The organism is Bacillus sp. PAMC28571, assembly GCF_014250435.1.
GTDB lineage: Bacteria > Bacillota > Bacilli > Bacillales > Bacillaceae > Bacillus > Bacillus safensis.
Window position 1 is genome coordinate 620,565 of record NZ_CP060191.1, and the last position, 17,675, is coordinate 638,239.

The window sequence follows — 17,675 nt, forward strand, 5'->3', positions numbered from 1 at the left end:
AAGTGTTGTGATCAAGTTCTACCTCTTTATCACACCGCACATCAGTAGGGGAAATCAAGCTTTTTTTGTTTAAAACTGTTTTTTTAGGGAGGTACATGGATTAATGGAGGTTGAGTCACAATAAAAGAAGCAAGGATCGAATTTTGTATAAATTTGGGTAAATGAGTCGAAAAGCCTAGGTGATTCTTCCTTTTCTTTATAATTACTTTGACACGAATAGATGAAAAAAGTAAAGTAATACTGAGTGATTTACAAAACCTTCTTCATCCACTAAAACATGAAGTGTGCGTAAATTTAATGTAAATGGATATTTTTCCTTTTATTTACTCGTATTTTTTTTGAAACTTATGATGCTTCTCATTCGTTATATTAAAGGAGCGCATGTATCCGGCGGAGACAGAGCATCGGCATGCTTGGCGAAGAAGATTTACATTTGCAAAATGAATGTAAATTTTTTATGATTTCATTTATATCAGAACGATGATAAGAAAGAAGAGGTTTTATGAAAAAAATATTTGCAAACAAATATAGCTTTTTTGTTTTGGCTGTCCTTTTATTCTGGGCTAAATCGTACACAGCCTACAAAATGGACTTTAATTTAGGAGTAAAAGGTTCTTTTCAAGAGGGGCTTCTCTTATTGAATCCATTTAGTTCAGCCATCGTGTTTTTTGGACTTGCTCTCTTTTTGAAGGGGCGTAAATCTGCCATTGTTTTAATTGTTATTGATTTTATTATGACCGCACTTTTATATGCAAATGTAGCATATTACCGTTTCTTTGATGACTTTTTGACTTTCTCAACAATGAAGCAGGCAGGAAATCTTGGGGGAGGCATGACTGGCGGTGTGCTAGCAAGCATTAAGCCGCATGACCTTTTATACTTCCTTGATATTATCATCTTGATTGCGATTGTCATTTGGAGACCAGAAGTGAAGAAGTTCCAAATGAAAAAGACGTTTGCACTGCTGATTGTAGCTGCAGGTATTGGACTGTTCTTTGTAAACCTTCATCTGGCTGAAAAGGATCGTCCAGAATTATTAACGAGAACCTTTGATCATAAGTATGTTGTCAAATACTTAGGTGTTTATAACTATACGATTTATGACGGGGTACAAGCAGCACAAAACGCAACACAGGTAGCCAATGCAAGCAGTGAAGATTTAACAGATGTTGTGAACTATACGTCATCTCACTATGCGAAGCCAAATGCAGAGTATTTTGGTAAAGCAAAAGGCAAAAACATTATTAAAATTCATTTAGAAAGCTTCCAGTCTTTCTTAATTGACTACAAATTAAATGGAGAAGAAGTGACTCCATTCTTAAACAAACTGGCTCATGGGAAAGATGATTTTACGTATTTCGATAACTTCTTCCATCAGACTGGTCAAGGGAAGACATCAGATGCTGAGCTGATGATGGATAATAGTATGTTTGGCTTGCCAGAGGGAGCAGCATTTGTGACAAAGGGTGAAAATACCTTCCAATCACTACCTGCCATCCTAGATCAAAAAGCAGGCTATACGAGTGCAGTACTTCACGGGGACTATAAATCTTTCTGGAACCGTGACACGATTTATAAACATATGGGAATTGATCAATTCTTTGATGCTTCCTATTACAACATGGATGAAGAAAACCTTGTGAATATGGGTCTGAAGGATAAACCGTTCTTCAAAGAATCAATTCCAATGCTAGAATCAATGAAAAAGCCATTTTATGCACATTTAATGACACTGACAAATCACTATCCATTTAATTTAGATGAAAAAGATGCGACAATCGCTAAGGCAACAACTGGCGATAAAACAGTCGATAACTATTTCCAAACAGCAAGATATTTAGATGAGTCATTAGAGCAATTCTTCAAAGACTTGAAAAAATCAGGTATGTATAAAGACTCAGTCATTTTATTATATGGTGACCATAACGGTATTTCTGAGAACCATAACCGTGCAATGAGTGAAATTCAAGGGAAAGAAATCACTCCTTATCAAAATGCACAAAACCAGCGTGTTCCGCTCATGATTCGTATTCCTGGTAAGAAGGGCGGCGTGAACCATACGTATGGTGGTGAAGTCGATGTTATGCCAACACTTCTTCACTTACAAGGTATCGATTCAAATGAATTCGTGAATTTTGGAACAGACTTATTCTCTAAAAAGCATGATGAGACTGTTGCCTTCCGTAATGGAAACTATGTGACACCGAAATACACACTTGTTGATAATACCGTTTATGATACGAAAACAGGTAAAGTGGTGAAACAAAATAAAAAGACAGAGGCGATTAAAGCCCGTGTTGATAATCAGTTAAGTCTTTCAGATAAAGTGCTCTATAGGGATCTTCTTCGATTCCATAAGTTATCTGATTTCAAACCAGTGAATCCATCGGATTATTTCTATGGTAAAGCAAACAAAGAAAAAGAAGCGGATTCTTCTGCTAACTAACTGAGTTTTGGGCAAGCACAGAAAGGTGCTTGCCTTTTTCTCTCTCTTCGCTTGATTTGTTGGCAAAATATGTTTATATTTAGGGAGAAACAAGCGTGACGCCGGCTGGCAGCTGGTGACACACATTTCGTCCTTGGGGAATTCAGGAGGAGCTTATGACAACAAATACAAAAACACAAAAAAAGAAATCAGAATTATGGGGCTGGATCAAAGCCATCTTAATCGCATTTATTGCTGTTTTTATCATTCGGAACTTTTTATTCGCGCCATACATTGTCAAAGGATCTTCCATGTATCCGACATTGCATGATACAGAGCGGGTGTTTGTGAATAAAACGGTTGATTATTTCGGTGATTATAAACGGGGACAGATCATTGTTCTTGATGGGGAAGACCGCAGCACGCATTATGTCAAACGCTTGATTGGTTTACCTGGTGATAAAATTGAAATGAAAAATGATCAGCTATATGTTAATGGAAAAAAAGTGGCGGAGCCTTACTTAGCATCAAACAAAAAGAAAGCAGCGGCAGATGGCACTTTGCTGACACCTGATTTTGGCCCTCTGACTGTTCCAAAAGGAAAGTACTTTGTCATGGGGGACAATCGCCAAAATTCAATGGACAGCCGCAACGGCTTAGGTCTTTTTACAAAGCGTGATATTCAAGGAACTACCTCATTTGTATTTTATCCTTTCCAAGACATTCGACTACTCAATCATTAATAAACAATAAAAAAGCACACAGCCGTGTGCTTTTTTCTATGTCATTCAGACTGACTTTTTGTAATCGCCTGTTCAAGATCTGCAAGAATATCTTCAATCGCTTCTGTTCCAACAGATAAACGAATGAGCTCTGGTGTGACACCTGTCGCTTTTTGTTCTGCTTCGCTTAATTGCTGATGCGTTGTGCTGGCAGGGTGAATAATGAGGGATTTAGAATCGCCCACGTTTGCGAGATGGGAGAAAAGCTTCACAGAATCAATGAGCCTTTTACCTGCTTCGCGTCCACCTTTAATACCGAATGTGAGGATTGCGCCTTGTCCTTTTGGTAAATAGGTTTGAGCAAGCTCATAGGATTCGTGACTTTCAAGGCCCGGATAGCTTACCCAATCGACAAGAGGGTGATCCTGTAAGAATTGTGCTGTTTTCAAGGCATTTTCACTATGCCGCTCAAGACGAAGATGTAATGTTTCTAAGCCTTGCAGAAGTAAAAATGAGTTGAATGGCGACAGAGCTGCCCCTAAATCACGTAAGAGCTGTACTCGTGCTTTTGTGATATAAGCCGCTTCTCCAATCGCTTCTGTATATGTCAGACCGTGATAGCTTGGATCTGGTTCAGTCAGTCCTTTGAACTTATCGCTGTCAGCCCAAGGGAATCGGCCGCTATCAACGATGACACCGCCAATTGATGTACCGTGACCGCCAATAAATTTGGTTGCTGAGTGGACGACAATGTCTGCACCAAACTCGATAGGTCTTAATAAATAAGGGCTGGCGAGCGTATTGTCCACAATGAGCGGGATATGATGCTTGTGTGCAATGGCTGAGATGGCTTCAATATGTAAAATGTCGCCTTTTGGATTTCCAATGCTCTCTGCATACACTGCCTTTGTTTTGTCTGTGATCGCCGCTTCGAGTTCTTCAAGGTTGGATGAATCGACGAATTTTACTGTAATTCCAAGTTTTTTGAGTGTATGGGCAAATAAATTGTAGGTGCCGCCATAAAGACTGCTTGAGGAAACGATTTCATCTCCGGCTCCTGCAATGTTTAAAATAGAATAAGTCGTCGCTGCTTGCCCAGAAGAAACAGCAAGTGCACCAATTCCACCTTCAAGCTCAGCGATACGCTTTTCAAATACGTCATTTGTAGGGTTCATAATACGTGAATAAATATTACCCGGTTCCTGAAGACCAAATAAATTCGCTGCATGCTCACTGTCTCTAAAACCAAAGGAGCTCGTTTGGTAAATAGGTACGGCTCTTGAATAGGTCGCTGAATCAAGCTCCTGACCTGCGTGAATGGCTTTTGTTTCTAAACGAAATGGACGTTCTTCTGACATGTGTGTATCCTCCTTTTGTTAGATAAAACCAACTGTTTTGATAAGAAATATTTAATAAGACTATAAATCTTGTTCCCTGCTCGGTCAATCATTTTTTAGATAAATCTGAAAAAACAATAAATATAGTTGACAGGTAGGAATAGTGTGTATTAACATGAGCATACTGAAAACACGAACAAGAATGGCTGATCGGTCAACCGAAGGCTCTATCACTCAAGCATGAGTGAAGAGCCTTTTTTTATTTGAAAAAAGAAAGGATGATGAAGATGGAAAAAAAGAAAAAACGAAAAAAATACAGAAAACACATGGATCTCACACTAGACATATTGATTGAGCGGAACAAATATGAGATATACAGCAGCAAGGAACGAATAGAAGCGATTTACGATCGGATCGATGAAAAACATACAAGGACAAAATAACCATTTTATAAATTTGAGTTGATTTATGGGATTAATATGATTTAGGATGGTGCTAACAAATCAATATGATTAGCTGATCGGACAACGCGAAGGCTCTTATCTCTTTTTTGGGATAAGGGCCTTTCTGTGTATTTATCTGATCGCAAGAGGAGTGAAGGTTTCAATGACAATTTCAATTGATATTGTGGATAAATCCTTTTGGAAAGACAAACAGTCCATTCGGGTACTTGAAGACTTAAGATTGAACATCATTCCCGGGGAATTTGTAACAGTGATAGGTCCAAGTGGATGCGGGAAAAGTACATTGCTAAAGATCATAAGCGGGCTCGACACAGCGTATCATGGGCAAATTTTGATAGGAGACAGACGGATCACAGAACCTGGAATAAAACAGGGCTTTATCTTTCAGGAACACCGCCTGTTTCCATGGCTGACGGTCGAAGAAAACATAGCGGCTAATTTCAATTTAAAACAACAGGATGTACGCCGCAAAGTGGATGAATTGATTGAAATTGTTCGATTAAAAGGATTTGAACATGCTTATCCACATGAGCTTTCAGGAGGAATGTCACAACGGGTTGCCATTGCGAGAGCACTCCTTCGTGATCCGGAGATCTTATTGCTTGATGAACCATTTGGTGCGCTGGATGCATTCACACGAAAACACTTGCAGGATGTGCTGCTGGACATTTGGCAGGAGAAAAAAACAACAATGATTCTCGTTACTCATGATATTGATGAATCGATTTATTTAGGAAATGAAATTGTGCTAATGCAAGCGAGACCTGGCCGAATCCATAAGATTCTTCCTGTAAATCTACCGTTTCCGCGTGATAGAACGTCAACCGCTTTTCAACATTTAAGACAAAAGGTGCTTTCAGAATTTGAGAAAACAGATGAATTGTTACTAACCGATGGATCAGGGATTTAGGGAGGGCAAATTGCATGAAAAAGAAACAAATGATCGTTATCTTTTTGAGTCTTCTCCTTGTTTTAGCAGGGTGTGATCAAGCAGCAGACGGCTCAGAAAACAAGGTGAAAGAAATTCGGATTGGGATTCAGCAAAGTTTGAGTCCGCTGCTTTTAGCAAAGGAAAAGGGCTGGTTTGAACAATCATTTGAAAAAGAAGGAGTGAAGGTAAAGTGGGTGGAGTTTCAAAGTGGTCCTCCCCAATTTGAAGGACTTGCTGCAAATCAATTAGATTTCTCGCAAGTTGGAAACTCACCTGTCATAGCAGGTCAGGCAGCCGGTATTGATTTTAAGGAGATTGGTTTATCTCAGGATGGGCTGAAAGCGAACGGTATTTTAGTGAATAAGAACAGTGAGATTCAAAAAGTAGAAGACTTAAAAGGGAAAAAAATCGCTGTCGCTAAAGGGAGCAGTGGCTTTGACTTTTTATACAAAGTATTAGATCAGGCAGGTTTATCTGCGAAGGATGTTCAGATTATTCAGCTTCAGCCAGATGAAGCGATATCAGCATTTGAAAATGGGTCCGTTGATGCTTGGTCGATCTGGGAGCCGTTCTTATCACTTGAAACGATAAAGAAAGGAGCAAAGCTGCTGGTGAATGGGGAAGCGACCGATTTATATTCTCCAGGTTTCACACTTGTTCGAACTCAGTTTGCTGATCAGCATCCTGAACTAGTAGTGAAATTCTTAAAGGTTTTTGACCATGCGGTGAAGTGGCAGAAAGCACATCCAGAAGAGGCTGTTACTCTATATGCGCGTTTAAAAAATTTAGATAAGAAGGTCGTTACACAAGTATTAAACAATACGGAACCACTCAATAAGCCCATTTCGAAGAAGATCATCAATGCTCAGCAGCATACCGCTGATTTTCAATATCAAACAAAAGCGATCCAGCGGAAAATTGATGTCAATCAGGTTGTAGATAATTCGTTTATTGAAAAAATGCTAAAAGAGGAGATGAATAAATGAAAGCTATTTCGAACCCGGCTTTAGCATCTAAAATTGAGCGGTCAAAGAAAAAAAGGAGAAAAGCTTCTTCTTTATATAAGTTAAAGGGACTGGTATTACCTGTTCTACTTATTGCGGTTTGGCAGATCATAGCTGGTTCTCAAATCGTTTCTTCCACTGTACTTCCTGCGCCTGTCTTGATTGCAGAATCTTTTCGAGATTTATTTCGTTCTGGTGAACTGTTTGGTCATCTTTACATCAGCCTTTATCGAGCGATATGTGGATTTTTACTTGGGGGTGGTTTAGGTCTTTTGCTGGGCGTATGCGTAGGGTTTTCTAAAAAAACAGAGCAGTATGTAGATCCGACGTTGCAAATGTTGAGAACCGTTCCACATTTAGCGGTCACTCCTTTATTTATCCTCTGGTTTGGCTTTGATGAAATGGCGAAAATTTTATTGATTGCACTTGGGGCTTTTTTTCCGATTTATATTAATACTTTTCTAGGTATTCGCAGTGTAGATAATAAGCTGTTTGATGTGGCTCGCGCCTTAGAGTTTAATCTGTATCAAAGCATCACAAAGCTGATTTTACCGGCTGCTCTTCCTCATATTCTTCTGGGCGTGAGGCTGTCATTAGGAATTGCTTGGCTTGGTCTAGTGGTAGCTGAGTTGATGGGTTCAAGCAGCGGCGTCGGCTATATGATTATGGATGCAAGGCAATTCTCTCAAACGGATAAAGTGTTTGTAGGAATTATCATCTTTGCAGTAGTTGGTAAGCTGACAGATTCATTTGTACGTCTGTTAGAAAAGCGTCTGCTCAAGTGGCGCACTAGTTATCAAGGTGAATAATAACAGGGGGCGATGTGATGAATATTTTATGGTTTATTCCAACGCATGGAGACGGCCGTTATTTAGGATCAGCAAAAGGGGCAAGACAGGCAGACTATCCATATTTTAAACAGATTGCTCAAGCAGCTGATCAGCTTGGTTATACAGGGGTCTTGCTGCCTACTGGGAGATCATGTGAAGATCCATGGCTGACGGCAGCTGCTTTAGCTGCGGAAACCACTCATTTAAAGTTCCTCGTGGCTCTTAGACCAGGGCTGATGCAACCGTCTGTTGCTGCTAGAATGACTTCTACATTAGATCGTCTTTCAGGCGGGAGACTGCTGATTAATGTGGTAGCAGGGGGAAGTAAAGAGGAGCTTGAAGGAGATGGGCTGTTCATTTCTCATGATGAACGCTATGAGGCAACAGAAGAATTTTTGACAATTTGGAAGCGGTTATTGAAAGGAGAAAATGTACAATTTCATGGCAAACATCTACAAGCGGAGAATGGTCGTCTGTTATTCCCACCAGCTCAAACACCCCATCCACCAGTCTTTTTTGGCGGATCATCAGCAGCAGGAATTCAAGCAGCCGCCAAGCATACAGATGTCTATTTAACTTGGGGCGAACCGCCTGCACAAGTAAAAGAGAAAATTGCACAAGTGAAGAAACAGGCTGAAAAGGAAGGAAGAACGGTGAAGTTTGGCATTCGTCTTCATGTGATTGTGAGAGATACCGAAGAGGAGGCATGGCAGGCAGCGGAACATCTGATTCGTCATTTGGATCAAAAAACAATTGATGAGGCGCAAAAAGTGTTACAGAGGATGGACTCAGTAGGTCAAAGACGAATGGTGGAATTGCACCAAGGGAGGAAAGACCAACTTGAAATCAGCCCAAATCTTTGGGCAGGCATTGGTTTAGTACGCGGCGGTGCAGGAACAGCACTCGTCGGAGACCCGCAAACAGTAGCAGAACGTATCCTAGAATATGAGTCTCTAGGCATTGATACATTTATATTTTCTGGCTACCCGCATCTAGAAGAAGCTTATTATTTAGCAGAGCTTGTTTTCCCGCTCCTTCCATTCAAGAGATCAGGGGCTACAGGACTCTCTGTGCCAGCTGGTGAAATCATTGGGAACAATCATTTCCCAGATGCAGCCTCTGCTGCTAGTTCCTCTTAAATATGAAAAAGCAAAGCAGTCTGCGATGGCTGCTTTGCTTTTTTTCATAGAATAGCGGGAGTCTTATGTTGTGTACTGCTGAACAAAGTAAGGGCTTTTTTCCCAATCGCTTTTCTTGTATATACACATTTATAGAGTCAAGAAAAGAAGGGAAATATGCCCACTCTTTTATCAGAATGATCAGTAAATTTTTCATAATTGGCGTTATTACGACATATAATCAGGACTTTTTTATCTGATATATCGGGGGAATTCTTTCTATCTCACAAAAAAGAAAGAATAAATATGATTGATGATAAATATGGACTATTTGAAAAAAAGGAGAAAAAAGATGGTGGAAATGACATTAAATGGGTATTGTGGTTCTTATGGGGTGTCAAAATCTAGTAAATAAGAGAGGGTTTAAACAGATGAAAGGGAATAATTGAATAAAAAGTCACATTTTAATCAAATGTATGTTCGGTCAAAAATGGGATGTTCTGTAGATGTTTGGAGTGTGACGCCTATGATACGATCATCATAAGCTGGGAGGTGAAAAGTATGACTTATGCAGCGCCGCAAGTTGACTATTCCACTATGGAACCTGCTATTATGGACCAAGCTTGGTTCTTAGTATTTGTTGCTGTCCTTCTTGGATTGGGAGCAACAGTTGTTCTAGGAGCAGCAGTTTGGTGTATCGCAAACGGCAAGGGTAGCTTTACAGGAGCCGTTCAGTGGGAAAGTGGCTTAAAAGTCCAAATTGAATGTAAGTAGCTATACTTAGGATTCATCTTTTTACTTCTTAGATAAGACACCAGGGCTAAACCGTCTGTGGCGGGCGGTTTAGCCTGATCTGTTTTTAAAGAATATGCAGACACTTGGAGGTTATATGTTTACGATCGAGAATTTAACCAAGACGTATAAAAATAACGTGACTGCTGTCAATGATTTTCATTTAAAGATCGACCCTCATCAAATCGTTGCTGTTGCTGGACCGAATGGTTCGGGTAAAACAACAATGATTAACTGTATACTCGGCATTATTAAGCATACAGAAGGAAGGATTCACTTGCAGGACGTCCCAAATGATGAACCATCCTTTAAAAAACAAGTAGCCTATGTTCCAGATGACCTGCTGCTCCCTGAAGCATTGACTGGTGCTGAATATTTAGATTTTGTTTCTTCTATGTATGAATGTAAAACAATTCACAGAAGAAATCAACTAATTGAACTGTTTGATATGGACTCGGCTTTATCAAGACCGATCGAAACCTATTCACATGGAATGAAAAAAAAGACACAGCTGATTGCTGCATTTATGCTTAATAGTCAATTGGTGATCATGGATGAGCCCTTTAGAGGACTTGATATTGAAGCGGTTATAAACACAAAGAAACTGATGAAGCGGTATGCCGAGCACCATGGTGCGATCTTGCTTTCAACGCATGATATGCTTTCAGCGGAAGAGCTGTGCCATAAAATCGCCATTATTTCTAAAGGAAATAAAATGGATGAAGGGACGGTCTCAGCCTTAAAGGAGAAGTATCAATCAAGCACACTGGAACAGGTGTTTCTGAAAGCTTCAATGTTAAGTGATAGGGGTGCACATTTTGATGAAATCATTAATCATTTCTAAAATGATGCTTAAAATGTGGCAGCAGGAGATGTATAAGCTCTTTGATACTCAAACGAAGCGGATCATTGTGGTCTTATTCTTTTTGTTTGCCGTCACAATGGGAGCCATTATTGGATACAGCTTTACAGGTGTCTTTATGAAGGCTTTCTTAAATGGAGATGAACGTTCACTTGGATTACTTGTCGTGTCAATGGCGATCAATGCTTCTATTTTTACAAGCTTGTTATTCGTTTTGATCAAGGTCAGAACACCTGAACAAGACCGGTTTTCTATGCAGCTCAGCTGGTTCCCGCTCTCTACCTTTCAGAAAAGTTTTGGATACTTCATTCCGATGGTAACAGTGGTGGCAGGGCTTGTTTTATTTTTTATCGGCATCCTGCTTTTACCTAATTTTATTGCCCAGGGAATAGGTATTTTCTTTATCTTCACTTTCTTTTTGATGGTGCTTTTGCAGTCGCTTTTTGTCTTAATGTTGCTGCAGTTTATTTACAATATCACTTATTTGCTCGTTTTGAAATTAAGATTACCGTTGCAAAAATTTGCAGCGATATTTGTTTTATTGGCACTGGTTGTCGCGTATGGATTGACGCACTTTGATATTAGCCAAATTCAGCAATCATATATTCAGTTTGATTATCATTTGATGTATTTGACAGCACCGTTTTTCCTAGCGGCACAAGGAATGCCTCCTGAAGAGGTGAATTATGCCATCTTGATTCTGATCATCCTCTTATCGGCAGGCGGCGCATTTGTTTCTCTGGCGATGATGCCGATTATGGCAGAGAAAAAAGCGTTAACCTTTTTACACAAGCTGCCATTCTCTTCTTCAAAAAAGTGGTCACTTATTGTGAAGGAAATGAAATCACAGGTGCGAAATGAAGAAAATATTTTAAATTTTCTTATTCTCCTTATTGTGATCTTATTCGTTCGTTATCAGTTTGGATTCCGATTTGAAGAAGAAGCGTTTTTTGTTCTTTGCGCTCTTGCTGGATTAACAGCCTTCAATTCGTTTGGCAATGATAAACGAATGCTGGGCATGTATAAAACATTTGGTCTGAGATCGTGGGAAGTGGCTTTGTATAAGTTTATCGGCCTTCTGCTCGTAGGTGTACTGCAAATTGTTTTATTCATGCTGACAACGCTGACGCTTCCTGATCAGATTTGGCACGCATTGATTGGTGCCGCTGTGTTATGCAATGCGACTGCGCTCTTTTATATGGTAGGTATTTTACTTCCTCTTGATCGAAACAATCCCTATACAGGCATTTTTTCATTTGGAGCGCTTATTTTACTCATGATTCCGATTGTTTTTATTGGAAACTATGTCATAGGGGCGTCGAGTCAAACGCTTCAATGGCTGCTTGTGGCTGCATTTGAGGGTCTGCTCATCTTTGCCATATACAAAGGTTTTTCATGGAGGTATTCACATGATTCAACTTCTTAACAATAAGCTAAAGATTGAGCGGGTACCGGCACTAGCGCCGTATGTGACCTTACAAAAGAGGCATCTCACGGATACGCAGTATGGAAGCACCCTCCCGATCAATGAAAGTGCCTATCATATGTTAACGAAAGTGGACGGTAAAAGAACAGAAGCGAGTATTACCGCAGAGCTCGCCGATTTGTTTCAGGTCGATGAGTCGGTGATTGCTCGTGATTTTTATCAGCTGATGACGGGATTGAATCAGCATCACTTGCTGTCTATTCATTATCATTCACCATATCGGATTGTGACAGCCTGCTGTCAATTTTTCAAGCAGTATCAAGTCAAAATGAAGGAACGATTTGATTGTACTGGTCACTCGTTCCTTCACATTTTTGGGACGGCTTTGCTCATGGTGACGCGAAAAATCATCTTTTTCTGGATGCTTTTCATGGTCATGGCAGGGATCGCTTTTTTATTCATTCCTGATCCGTCGATTGCAGCCATTGCGATTTATTTTACGATTATTTATTTCGGGTTAATTACCGGAACCGCCTTACATGAGGCGGCACATGGCTATGCGCATCGAAAATTTGCAGGACGGGATGGTCCTCAAGGCTTTTTTGCGAGTGACATGATGTCAGTGAAGTTTGTAAGGCCCGTATTAGATCCATTTCAGAAAAAGCAGGTATGGATTACGCTGCTTGGACCGCTTGTTCCCGGTGTGATTGGCGCAGCAGGCATCATTGTCACCATTTTATTTCTAAAAGAAAACCCGGTTTCGACAGCTTTTTTCATCTTTTCAATCACGTATTTTATTCAATTACTCTATCTTCTTCCGTTTATGGGGGATGGTAAGTCCATTATGAAGCAGCTATTGCTTGGGGGAATGGGAGGACAACGATCATGAACGTTCAGGCGATGAAACAAGGCGCGATAGTTGGTAGTTTTCTAGGATTCTTAGGCTTTCCGATGCTGACAATCGGTGTACTGTTCTATCATTTATTTCAATCAAAAACGAATGATGCTTTATTATTTAACAGTCTCGCTTTTGAGATGGAAGGCTCTTCCGCATTTACTTTTCAGATCAAGCCAAACTTTTTTATTTATATGATGGTGATTTTTGCTGTGAGTTTTCTCATTGTGGCATTCCTATCAGCCATGAAACAGAAAAAAGCAAAAGGTTAGGAGAATTCTCCTAACCTTTTTTTGTGTTAAGACCAAATTTTAGTATAATAAGAAATAAAAAACATCAAAGGGGATCACAATGGTTAAAAAATGGAGCATTCTTTTATTCACAGTTTTTCTATTAGCAGGATGCGGCGAGAAAGCCGAAGAAACCACGACAACCGAAAAGACGGTTTCGACAATAAAAACAGAGTCTGCCACTAAAAACCAAGTAACCATCGAACAAATGAAACTCTCAAAAAAAGAAAAAAACTTACTAGAAGCAGCAACGACTAATGAAAAGGTGGCTCTGACACTGAAAGGATTAACGAAGAAGAATAAGAGTATTACGTTTATCGGGAGTCATTACAAAAATGGACGATTAGTGGATAAGGAAGCATCATCTGCTACCTTTACTTTACACCAGGATGGAACTGACCAAACGGTGAATGTACTTCTTCAATTACATCATGAGAAAGATACATATGAATCACAATTTAGTATTTGGTCAAATAAAAAGAATGATGGAATGACGAAAGCGACATCAAGCTTTCCGTTCAAAGTAAGTGACTATGTATTTTCTGCACAATCTGAAACTGTCAAAGTTGCTTCTGGAGGAAAGGCACTGATTGCGTATACAGCGGCAATGGGGAAGGATGGAAATTCACCAATGCTTGAGGAAATTCAGAAGAATCCAAAGCAAGCGCTGAAAAATAAGTCACATGCATACTTATTTTATATCCAGCTAGATAAATAACTATCGTAATATATACGGAGAATATGAAGTTTTTTGACGAAAAATCTTCATATTCTCTTGACGAATTGTTAAGAAAGTTGTAACATAATAAAAGTCAACGCGATGACGTTGCTTTTAAAAGATTGATGCGGGTGTAGTTTAGTGGTAAAACCTCAGCCTTCCAAGCTGATGTCGTGAGTTCGATTCTCATCACCCGCTCCAATACATAATTTTGTTTATAACGCAGTATTTCGTTTCTTAGATAAACGAAGTGTTGCGTTTTTTATTATGTCAGTATAATGTGAAAAAGCACTGTCAGGCTACAGTGCTTTTTCAATGAGTTCATATTTGCTTTCTCCGCCATGTATTTGTACAAACATCTTCGTCAAGGATTGAATAAGAGCTTCACTCTTTTCCCGGGAAATAGATGGCGGGAAAAGGATGATTTGAAGAATGTTCTTTGTGTCTTGAGAAATTTGTGCTTTACTTGCTTGAGAAAATAATCCATTCAGTCCTGCGCTGTCCTGCCATTCGATGTGACCAGCCTCATGTTTTGCCAGTGAAAGCGGTCCTTTGATGCGATCGGCATCTAAAGTCAGGATAGGTAAGAAATATTTTAGTGAGAAAAATATCGACAAATCCTGTACGGAATTGGTCGAGTCAATAAATTGTTCCTTTTGGATGTTAGAAAGAAGTGGAAGGAAAGGAACGTCTTTTAAAATATCCGTCCATTCTTTGATGGCTGATACTTCTTCTAAAACTTTATCTTCGTATTCAAAAAATAAAGATTCTTGAAACAGGCGTAATCGGCCTTTTAACATTTGAGGTGATGTACCCACTTCAATATGCGAATATTCAATCTGTCCAACATGGATAGACGGGTTTTGAGGATGAGAAATTTCCATATGTATCTTCACAGTGACTCACTCCAATCGGTCATGATACACTCGTATTATACTGAAAACAACAGAAGAAACAAAGAAAGGAGGTTTGCAAGGTGATTCATGTTGGAGAATTAAAAGAAGAATTGATTCAATATGCGAAAGAAATTGGTGTCGATAAAATTCGATTTGCAAGTGCCGACACATTTGATTCATTAAAGGACCGCCTCATCTTACATGAATCGTTAGGGTATTTGTCAGGCTTTGAAGAGCCTGATATTGAAAAAAGGACAAACCCTTCTTTGCTGCTTCCGAAGGCCAAATCAATTGTTGCGATAGCGCTCGCGTATCCTTCCAAAATGAAAGATGCTCCTCGAAGTACAAAGGATGCGAGAAGGGGGATTTTTTGCCGGGCTTCATGGGGAACGGATTATCATGTTGTGCTGAAAAAAAAGCTTGATATGCTCGAAGAATTTTTGCGAAGCAAACATGTTGATATACGGACAAAATCAATGGTGGATACAGGAGAATTGTCTGATCGTGCTGTAGCGGAACGTGCTGGCATTGGTTTTAGTGCAAAAAACTGTATGATTATCACGCCAGAGTTTGGATCTTATGTGTATTTGGCTGAAATGATCACAAATGTCCCATTTGAACCGGATGAGAAAATTGAAGACCAGTGCGGAACTTGCAATAAATGTGTGGATTCGTGTCCAACGGGTGCGCTGGTGAATCCAGGACAGCTGAATTCTCAGCGGTGTATTTCATTTTTAACGCAGACAAAAGGCTTTTTACCTGATGAGTTTCGTTCGAAAATAGGGAATCGATTGTACGGGTGTGATACATGTCAAACTGTCTGCCCGATCAATAAAGGAAAAGACTTTCATCTGCATCCTGAAATGGAGCCGGACCCTGAAATTGCGAAGCCGCTGTTAAAGCCGCTTCTGACGATCAGCAATCGTGAGTTTAAGGAAAAATACGGTCATGTTTCAGGTTCATGGCGGGGGAAAAAGCCCATTCAGCGGAATGCAATTTTGGCACTCGCTCATTTTAAAGATACATCTGCCTTACCAGTATTAATTGAGCTGATGCACAAGGACCCAAGACCGGTCATTCGGGGAACGGCTGCATGGGCAATTGGCAAAATTGGCGATGATCAGCAGCTCCCAGAGCTGGAAAAGGCCCTTGAGCGGGAAAGTGATGAAGAAGCGAAAGAGGAGATTGTGAAAGGGATTGAGCTTTTACAGACACCTTTAAATACTAAATAACATCCCTGTGAACATAGAATGAACCAAACAAAGATTTTAAAAAATGTTTGGTGGTGTCTGTGTGAAACAATTATTAGAGAAAACTTTAGAAGACAGGCTGGCGTATTTAATCAATGACCGTGCAATCAAACAGCCGCAGCTTATGTCTGATGTGGAAGCAGTAGAGCGGAAAAAAGAGCTTTTTGCTAGAAGACAGGTTGAGATTGTGAAGGCAAAAGCAAAAACAAAACTTCTCGATTCAGCCATTCAAGATGATGGGGCTCAGCATGTGCAGTACCTTGCTCATCTCACATATGTATGCAAGGATGTAGACGATTCTTTTTATTTAGAGGAACAGGTGGAAAAAAGAGAAGCATTTCTTTATAACAACATGCTTGTCAAAGATCGGATGATGTTAGAAGAGCGGCAAAGCGAAGAGCATATGGATGAGCGCTTTCAGACCGAAGATCAATTTGGGAGAGCCTTTCATTATGACCGGCGGGCTGCCGTGAAGTATGCGGAGACATATTGGAATAAACGGAATCCAGCCTATAAAAACTTTGAAGATAACTGTACAAATTTTATTTCACAATGTTTGAAAGCAGGGAATGCGCCAACGAGAGGGTATCCGAACCGCGGGTCTGGCTGGTGGGTGCGTCCGCATACGTGGAGCTATAGCTGGACGGTGGCTCATTCGATGAAAAATTATTTAGCGAATTCAAAAGCGGGTTTGAGAGCAAAGAAACTCAAAGAAGCGCACGAGCTTCAAATTGGTGATGTCATTTGCTACGATTTTGAAGGTGATGGAAGGTATAATCATACAACCATTGTCGTTGATCATGACAAAGGCGGAATGCCTCTTGTGAATGCACAGACGTATGACTGCCGCATGCGTTATTGGTCATATGAGGATTCGACTGCCTATACACCTGCTATTCGATATATGTTTTTTCACATTTTGGACGATGCCGCGAAGGATAGTTAGTGGTATAATGTTGAGCGGAAAAGAAAATTAGAGGTGAACTTTTTTGGGACTTCATGTCGTTTTATATCAACCAGAGATTCCAGCTAATACTGGAAATATTGCGCGTACATGTGCAGCAACAAATACAACCCTTCATCTGATTCGTCCGCTTGGTTTTTCGACAGATGACAAAATGCTGAAGCGTGCAGGACTCGATTATTGGAAATATGCCAATGTGGTCTATCATGATTCACTTGATGAATTGTTTGAGGCACATCCGAAGGGGCAATTTTTCTATATCACTAAATTTGGCCAAAAGCCGCACACAACATTTGATTACTCTCAGCTGGATGAAGACTATTTCTTTGTGTTTGGAAGAGAGACAAGTGGATTGCCGAAAGATTTGATTGAACAAAATATGGACCGTTGTCTTCGTTTACCGATGACAGAGCATGTTCGTTCTCTGAATCTGTCGAATACGGCAGCCATTCTTGTATATGAGGCACTTCGCCAGCAGCAATATCGCGATCTCACATAAGATCATGATAAAAGCCGAGATACTGAACTCGGCTTTTTTATGTGAAATCACTTTTTTTGACATGTTGAAAATGAAAAGGATGTTCCGCAAATGGAACATCCTTTTTTTCATTTACCAGGCTTGCCTTCGTAGCCAGCAGTGAAAATGGATACTAAAAACGTAATGATGACGCCCATCATAATGACCGTTCTCATATAAGCTCCCCCTTATCCCTTTGTTCCGTTCGCTGCCTGTTTCATATGATGTGAAGTT

At 40.0% G+C, this 17,675-nt stretch carries 18 protein-coding genes and 1 tRNA gene; 17 read left to right on the plus strand and 2 right to left on the minus strand.

Features of this window, described 5'->3' with window-relative positions; translation table 11 throughout:
* Nucleotides 1-502: 502 nt before the first annotated feature.
* Nucleotides 503-2,446: a lipoteichoic acid synthase gene (locus tag H7F25_RS02805; RefSeq protein ID WP_024427404.1), complete on the plus strand. Its 1,944-nt coding sequence runs from the start codon at nucleotides 503-505 to the stop codon at nucleotides 2,444-2,446.
* 155 nt (nucleotides 2,447-2,601) lie between these two features.
* The gene (gene lepB, locus H7F25_RS02810; protein ID WP_024425343.1) at nucleotides 2,602-3,168 is read left to right on the plus strand and encodes a signal peptidase I; all 567 of its coding nucleotides are present in this window, start codon (nucleotides 2,602-2,604) and stop codon (nucleotides 3,166-3,168) included.
* 41 nt (nucleotides 3,169-3,209) lie between these two features.
* On the opposite strand, the gene H7F25_RS02815 is transcribed toward lepB, so the two are convergent.
* A complete protein-coding gene (locus H7F25_RS02815; RefSeq protein WP_024425342.1) occupies nucleotides 3,210-4,505 on the minus strand; it encodes a homocysteine synthase in 1,296 nt (431 codons plus the stop codon).
* A 266-nt stretch (nucleotides 4,506-4,771) separates the two neighbouring features.
* Here H7F25_RS02815 and H7F25_RS02820 point away from each other — a divergent pair, with 266 nt between their 5' ends.
* The 12 genes from H7F25_RS02820 to H7F25_RS02875 all read left to right on the plus strand — a co-directional run bounded on the left by H7F25_RS02820 (nucleotide 4,772) and on the right by H7F25_RS02875 (nucleotide 14,015).
* Complete coding sequence (locus H7F25_RS02820) at nucleotides 4,772-4,927, plus strand: FbpB family small basic protein (protein WP_029706872.1); 156 nt, start codon at nucleotides 4,772-4,774, stop codon at nucleotides 4,925-4,927.
* 163 nt (nucleotides 4,928-5,090) lie between these two features.
* Nucleotides 5,091-5,858, plus strand: a complete 768-nt coding sequence (locus H7F25_RS02825) for an ABC transporter ATP-binding protein (RefSeq protein WP_151040870.1) — start codon at nucleotides 5,091-5,093, stop codon at nucleotides 5,856-5,858.
* A gap of 29 nt (nucleotides 5,859-5,887) precedes the next feature.
* Nucleotides 5,888-6,865 carry an aliphatic sulfonate ABC transporter substrate-binding protein gene (locus H7F25_RS02830; RefSeq protein ID WP_370880875.1) on the plus strand — a complete coding sequence of 326 codons (978 nt, stop codon included), beginning with the start codon at nucleotides 5,888-5,890 and terminating at the stop codon, nucleotides 6,863-6,865.
* On the plus strand, nucleotides 6,862-7,692 hold the full coding sequence (locus H7F25_RS02835; protein WP_185854196.1) for an ABC transporter permease: 831 nt from the start codon (nucleotides 6,862-6,864) through the stop codon (nucleotides 7,690-7,692). Before H7F25_RS02830 ends, H7F25_RS02835 begins: the two co-directional genes overlap by 4 nt.
* A gap of 17 nt (nucleotides 7,693-7,709) precedes the next feature.
* Nucleotides 7,710-8,852 carry an FMNH2-dependent alkanesulfonate monooxygenase gene (gene ssuD / locus H7F25_RS02840; RefSeq protein WP_073204443.1) on the plus strand — a complete coding sequence of 381 codons (1,143 nt, stop codon included), beginning with the start codon at nucleotides 7,710-7,712 and terminating at the stop codon, nucleotides 8,850-8,852.
* A 540-nt stretch (nucleotides 8,853-9,392) separates the two neighbouring features.
* Nucleotides 9,393-9,605 carry a hypothetical protein gene (locus tag H7F25_RS02845; RefSeq protein WP_012009371.1) on the plus strand — a complete coding sequence of 71 codons (213 nt, stop codon included), beginning with the start codon at nucleotides 9,393-9,395 and terminating at the stop codon, nucleotides 9,603-9,605.
* 115 nt (nucleotides 9,606-9,720) lie between these two features.
* Nucleotides 9,721-10,467: an ABC transporter ATP-binding protein gene (locus tag H7F25_RS02850; RefSeq protein WP_151040874.1), complete on the plus strand. Its 747-nt coding sequence runs from the start codon at nucleotides 9,721-9,723 to the stop codon at nucleotides 10,465-10,467.
* Complete coding sequence (locus tag H7F25_RS02855; protein WP_185854197.1) at nucleotides 10,445-11,911, plus strand: hypothetical protein; 1,467 nt, start codon at nucleotides 10,445-10,447, stop codon at nucleotides 11,909-11,911. The genes H7F25_RS02850 and H7F25_RS02855 overlap by 23 nt, the downstream gene beginning before the upstream one ends.
* Entirely contained in the window at nucleotides 11,895-12,800 is a 906-nt protein-coding gene (locus H7F25_RS02860; protein ID WP_044333672.1) for a PqqD family protein, read from the plus strand. The genes H7F25_RS02855 and H7F25_RS02860 overlap by 17 nt, the downstream gene beginning before the upstream one ends.
* Entirely contained in the window at nucleotides 12,797-13,078 is a 282-nt protein-coding gene (locus H7F25_RS02865) for a hypothetical protein (RefSeq protein ID WP_024425332.1), read from the plus strand. Before H7F25_RS02860 ends, H7F25_RS02865 begins: the two co-directional genes overlap by 4 nt.
* Before the next feature lie 79 nt (nucleotides 13,079-13,157).
* Nucleotides 13,158-13,814, plus strand: coding sequence for a hypothetical protein (locus tag H7F25_RS02870; RefSeq protein ID WP_185854198.1), 657 nt, complete (start codon nucleotides 13,158-13,160; stop codon nucleotides 13,812-13,814).
* Nucleotides 13,815-13,941: 127 nt separating this feature from the next.
* Nucleotides 13,942-14,015, plus strand: a tRNA-Gly gene (locus tag H7F25_RS02875).
* Between the two features lie 98 nt (nucleotides 14,016-14,113).
* Here H7F25_RS02875 and H7F25_RS02880 read toward each other — a convergent pair.
* On the minus strand, nucleotides 14,114-14,710 hold the full coding sequence (locus H7F25_RS02880) for a hypothetical protein (RefSeq protein WP_025093299.1): 597 nt from the start codon (nucleotides 14,708-14,710) through the stop codon (nucleotides 14,114-14,116).
* A gap of 83 nt (nucleotides 14,711-14,793) precedes the next feature.
* On the opposite strand from H7F25_RS02880, the gene queG reads away from it, so the two are divergent.
* The 3 genes from queG to trmL all read left to right on the plus strand — a co-directional run bounded on the left by queG (nucleotide 14,794) and on the right by trmL (nucleotide 17,423).
* Nucleotides 14,794-15,942, plus strand: a complete 1,149-nt coding sequence (gene queG / locus H7F25_RS02885) for a tRNA epoxyqueuosine(34) reductase QueG (RefSeq protein ID WP_024427417.1) — start codon at nucleotides 14,794-14,796, stop codon at nucleotides 15,940-15,942.
* A 61-nt stretch (nucleotides 15,943-16,003) separates the two neighbouring features.
* Nucleotides 16,004-16,906: an amidase domain-containing protein gene (locus H7F25_RS02890; RefSeq protein ID WP_163115693.1), complete on the plus strand. Its 903-nt coding sequence runs from the start codon at nucleotides 16,004-16,006 to the stop codon at nucleotides 16,904-16,906.
* 43 nt (nucleotides 16,907-16,949) lie between these two features.
* On the plus strand, nucleotides 16,950-17,423 hold the full coding sequence (gene trmL / locus H7F25_RS02895) for a tRNA (uridine(34)/cytosine(34)/5-carboxymethylaminomethyluridine(34)-2'-O)-methyltransferase TrmL (RefSeq protein ID WP_024425327.1): 474 nt from the start codon (nucleotides 16,950-16,952) through the stop codon (nucleotides 17,421-17,423).
* Nucleotides 17,424-17,675 lie beyond the last annotated feature (252 nt).

Excerpts from the sequence above, each read along its gene's own strand:
- H7F25_RS02805 (WP_024427404.1), top strand. The coding sequence starts at position 503 with ATGAAAAAAATATTTGCAAACAAATATAGCTTTTTTGTTTTGGCTGTC.
- lepB (WP_024425343.1), top strand. The coding sequence starts at position 2,602 with ATGACAACAAATACAAAAACACAAAAAAAGAAATCAGAATTATGGGGC.
- H7F25_RS02815 (WP_024425342.1), bottom strand. The coding sequence starts at position 4,505 with ATGTCAGAAGAACGTCCATTTCGTTTAGAAACAAAAGCCATTCACGCA.
- H7F25_RS02820 (WP_029706872.1), top strand. The coding sequence starts at position 4,772 with ATGGAAAAAAAGAAAAAACGAAAAAAATACAGAAAACACATGGATCTC.
- H7F25_RS02825 (WP_151040870.1), top strand. The coding sequence starts at position 5,091 with ATGACAATTTCAATTGATATTGTGGATAAATCCTTTTGGAAAGACAAA.
- H7F25_RS02830 (WP_370880875.1), top strand. The coding sequence starts at position 5,888 with ATGATCGTTATCTTTTTGAGTCTTCTCCTTGTTTTAGCAGGGTGTGAT.
- H7F25_RS02835 (WP_185854196.1), top strand. The coding sequence starts at position 6,862 with ATGAAAGCTATTTCGAACCCGGCTTTAGCATCTAAAATTGAGCGGTCA.
- ssuD (WP_073204443.1), top strand. The coding sequence starts at position 7,710 with ATGAATATTTTATGGTTTATTCCAACGCATGGAGACGGCCGTTATTTA.
- H7F25_RS02845 (WP_012009371.1), top strand. The coding sequence starts at position 9,393 with ATGACTTATGCAGCGCCGCAAGTTGACTATTCCACTATGGAACCTGCT.
- H7F25_RS02850 (WP_151040874.1), top strand. The coding sequence starts at position 9,721 with ATGTTTACGATCGAGAATTTAACCAAGACGTATAAAAATAACGTGACT.
- H7F25_RS02855 (WP_185854197.1), top strand. The coding sequence starts at position 10,445 with ATGAAATCATTAATCATTTCTAAAATGATGCTTAAAATGTGGCAGCAG.
- H7F25_RS02860 (WP_044333672.1), top strand. The coding sequence starts at position 11,895 with ATGATTCAACTTCTTAACAATAAGCTAAAGATTGAGCGGGTACCGGCA.
- H7F25_RS02865 (WP_024425332.1), top strand. The coding sequence starts at position 12,797 with ATGAACGTTCAGGCGATGAAACAAGGCGCGATAGTTGGTAGTTTTCTA.
- H7F25_RS02870 (WP_185854198.1), top strand. The coding sequence starts at position 13,158 with ATGGTTAAAAAATGGAGCATTCTTTTATTCACAGTTTTTCTATTAGCA.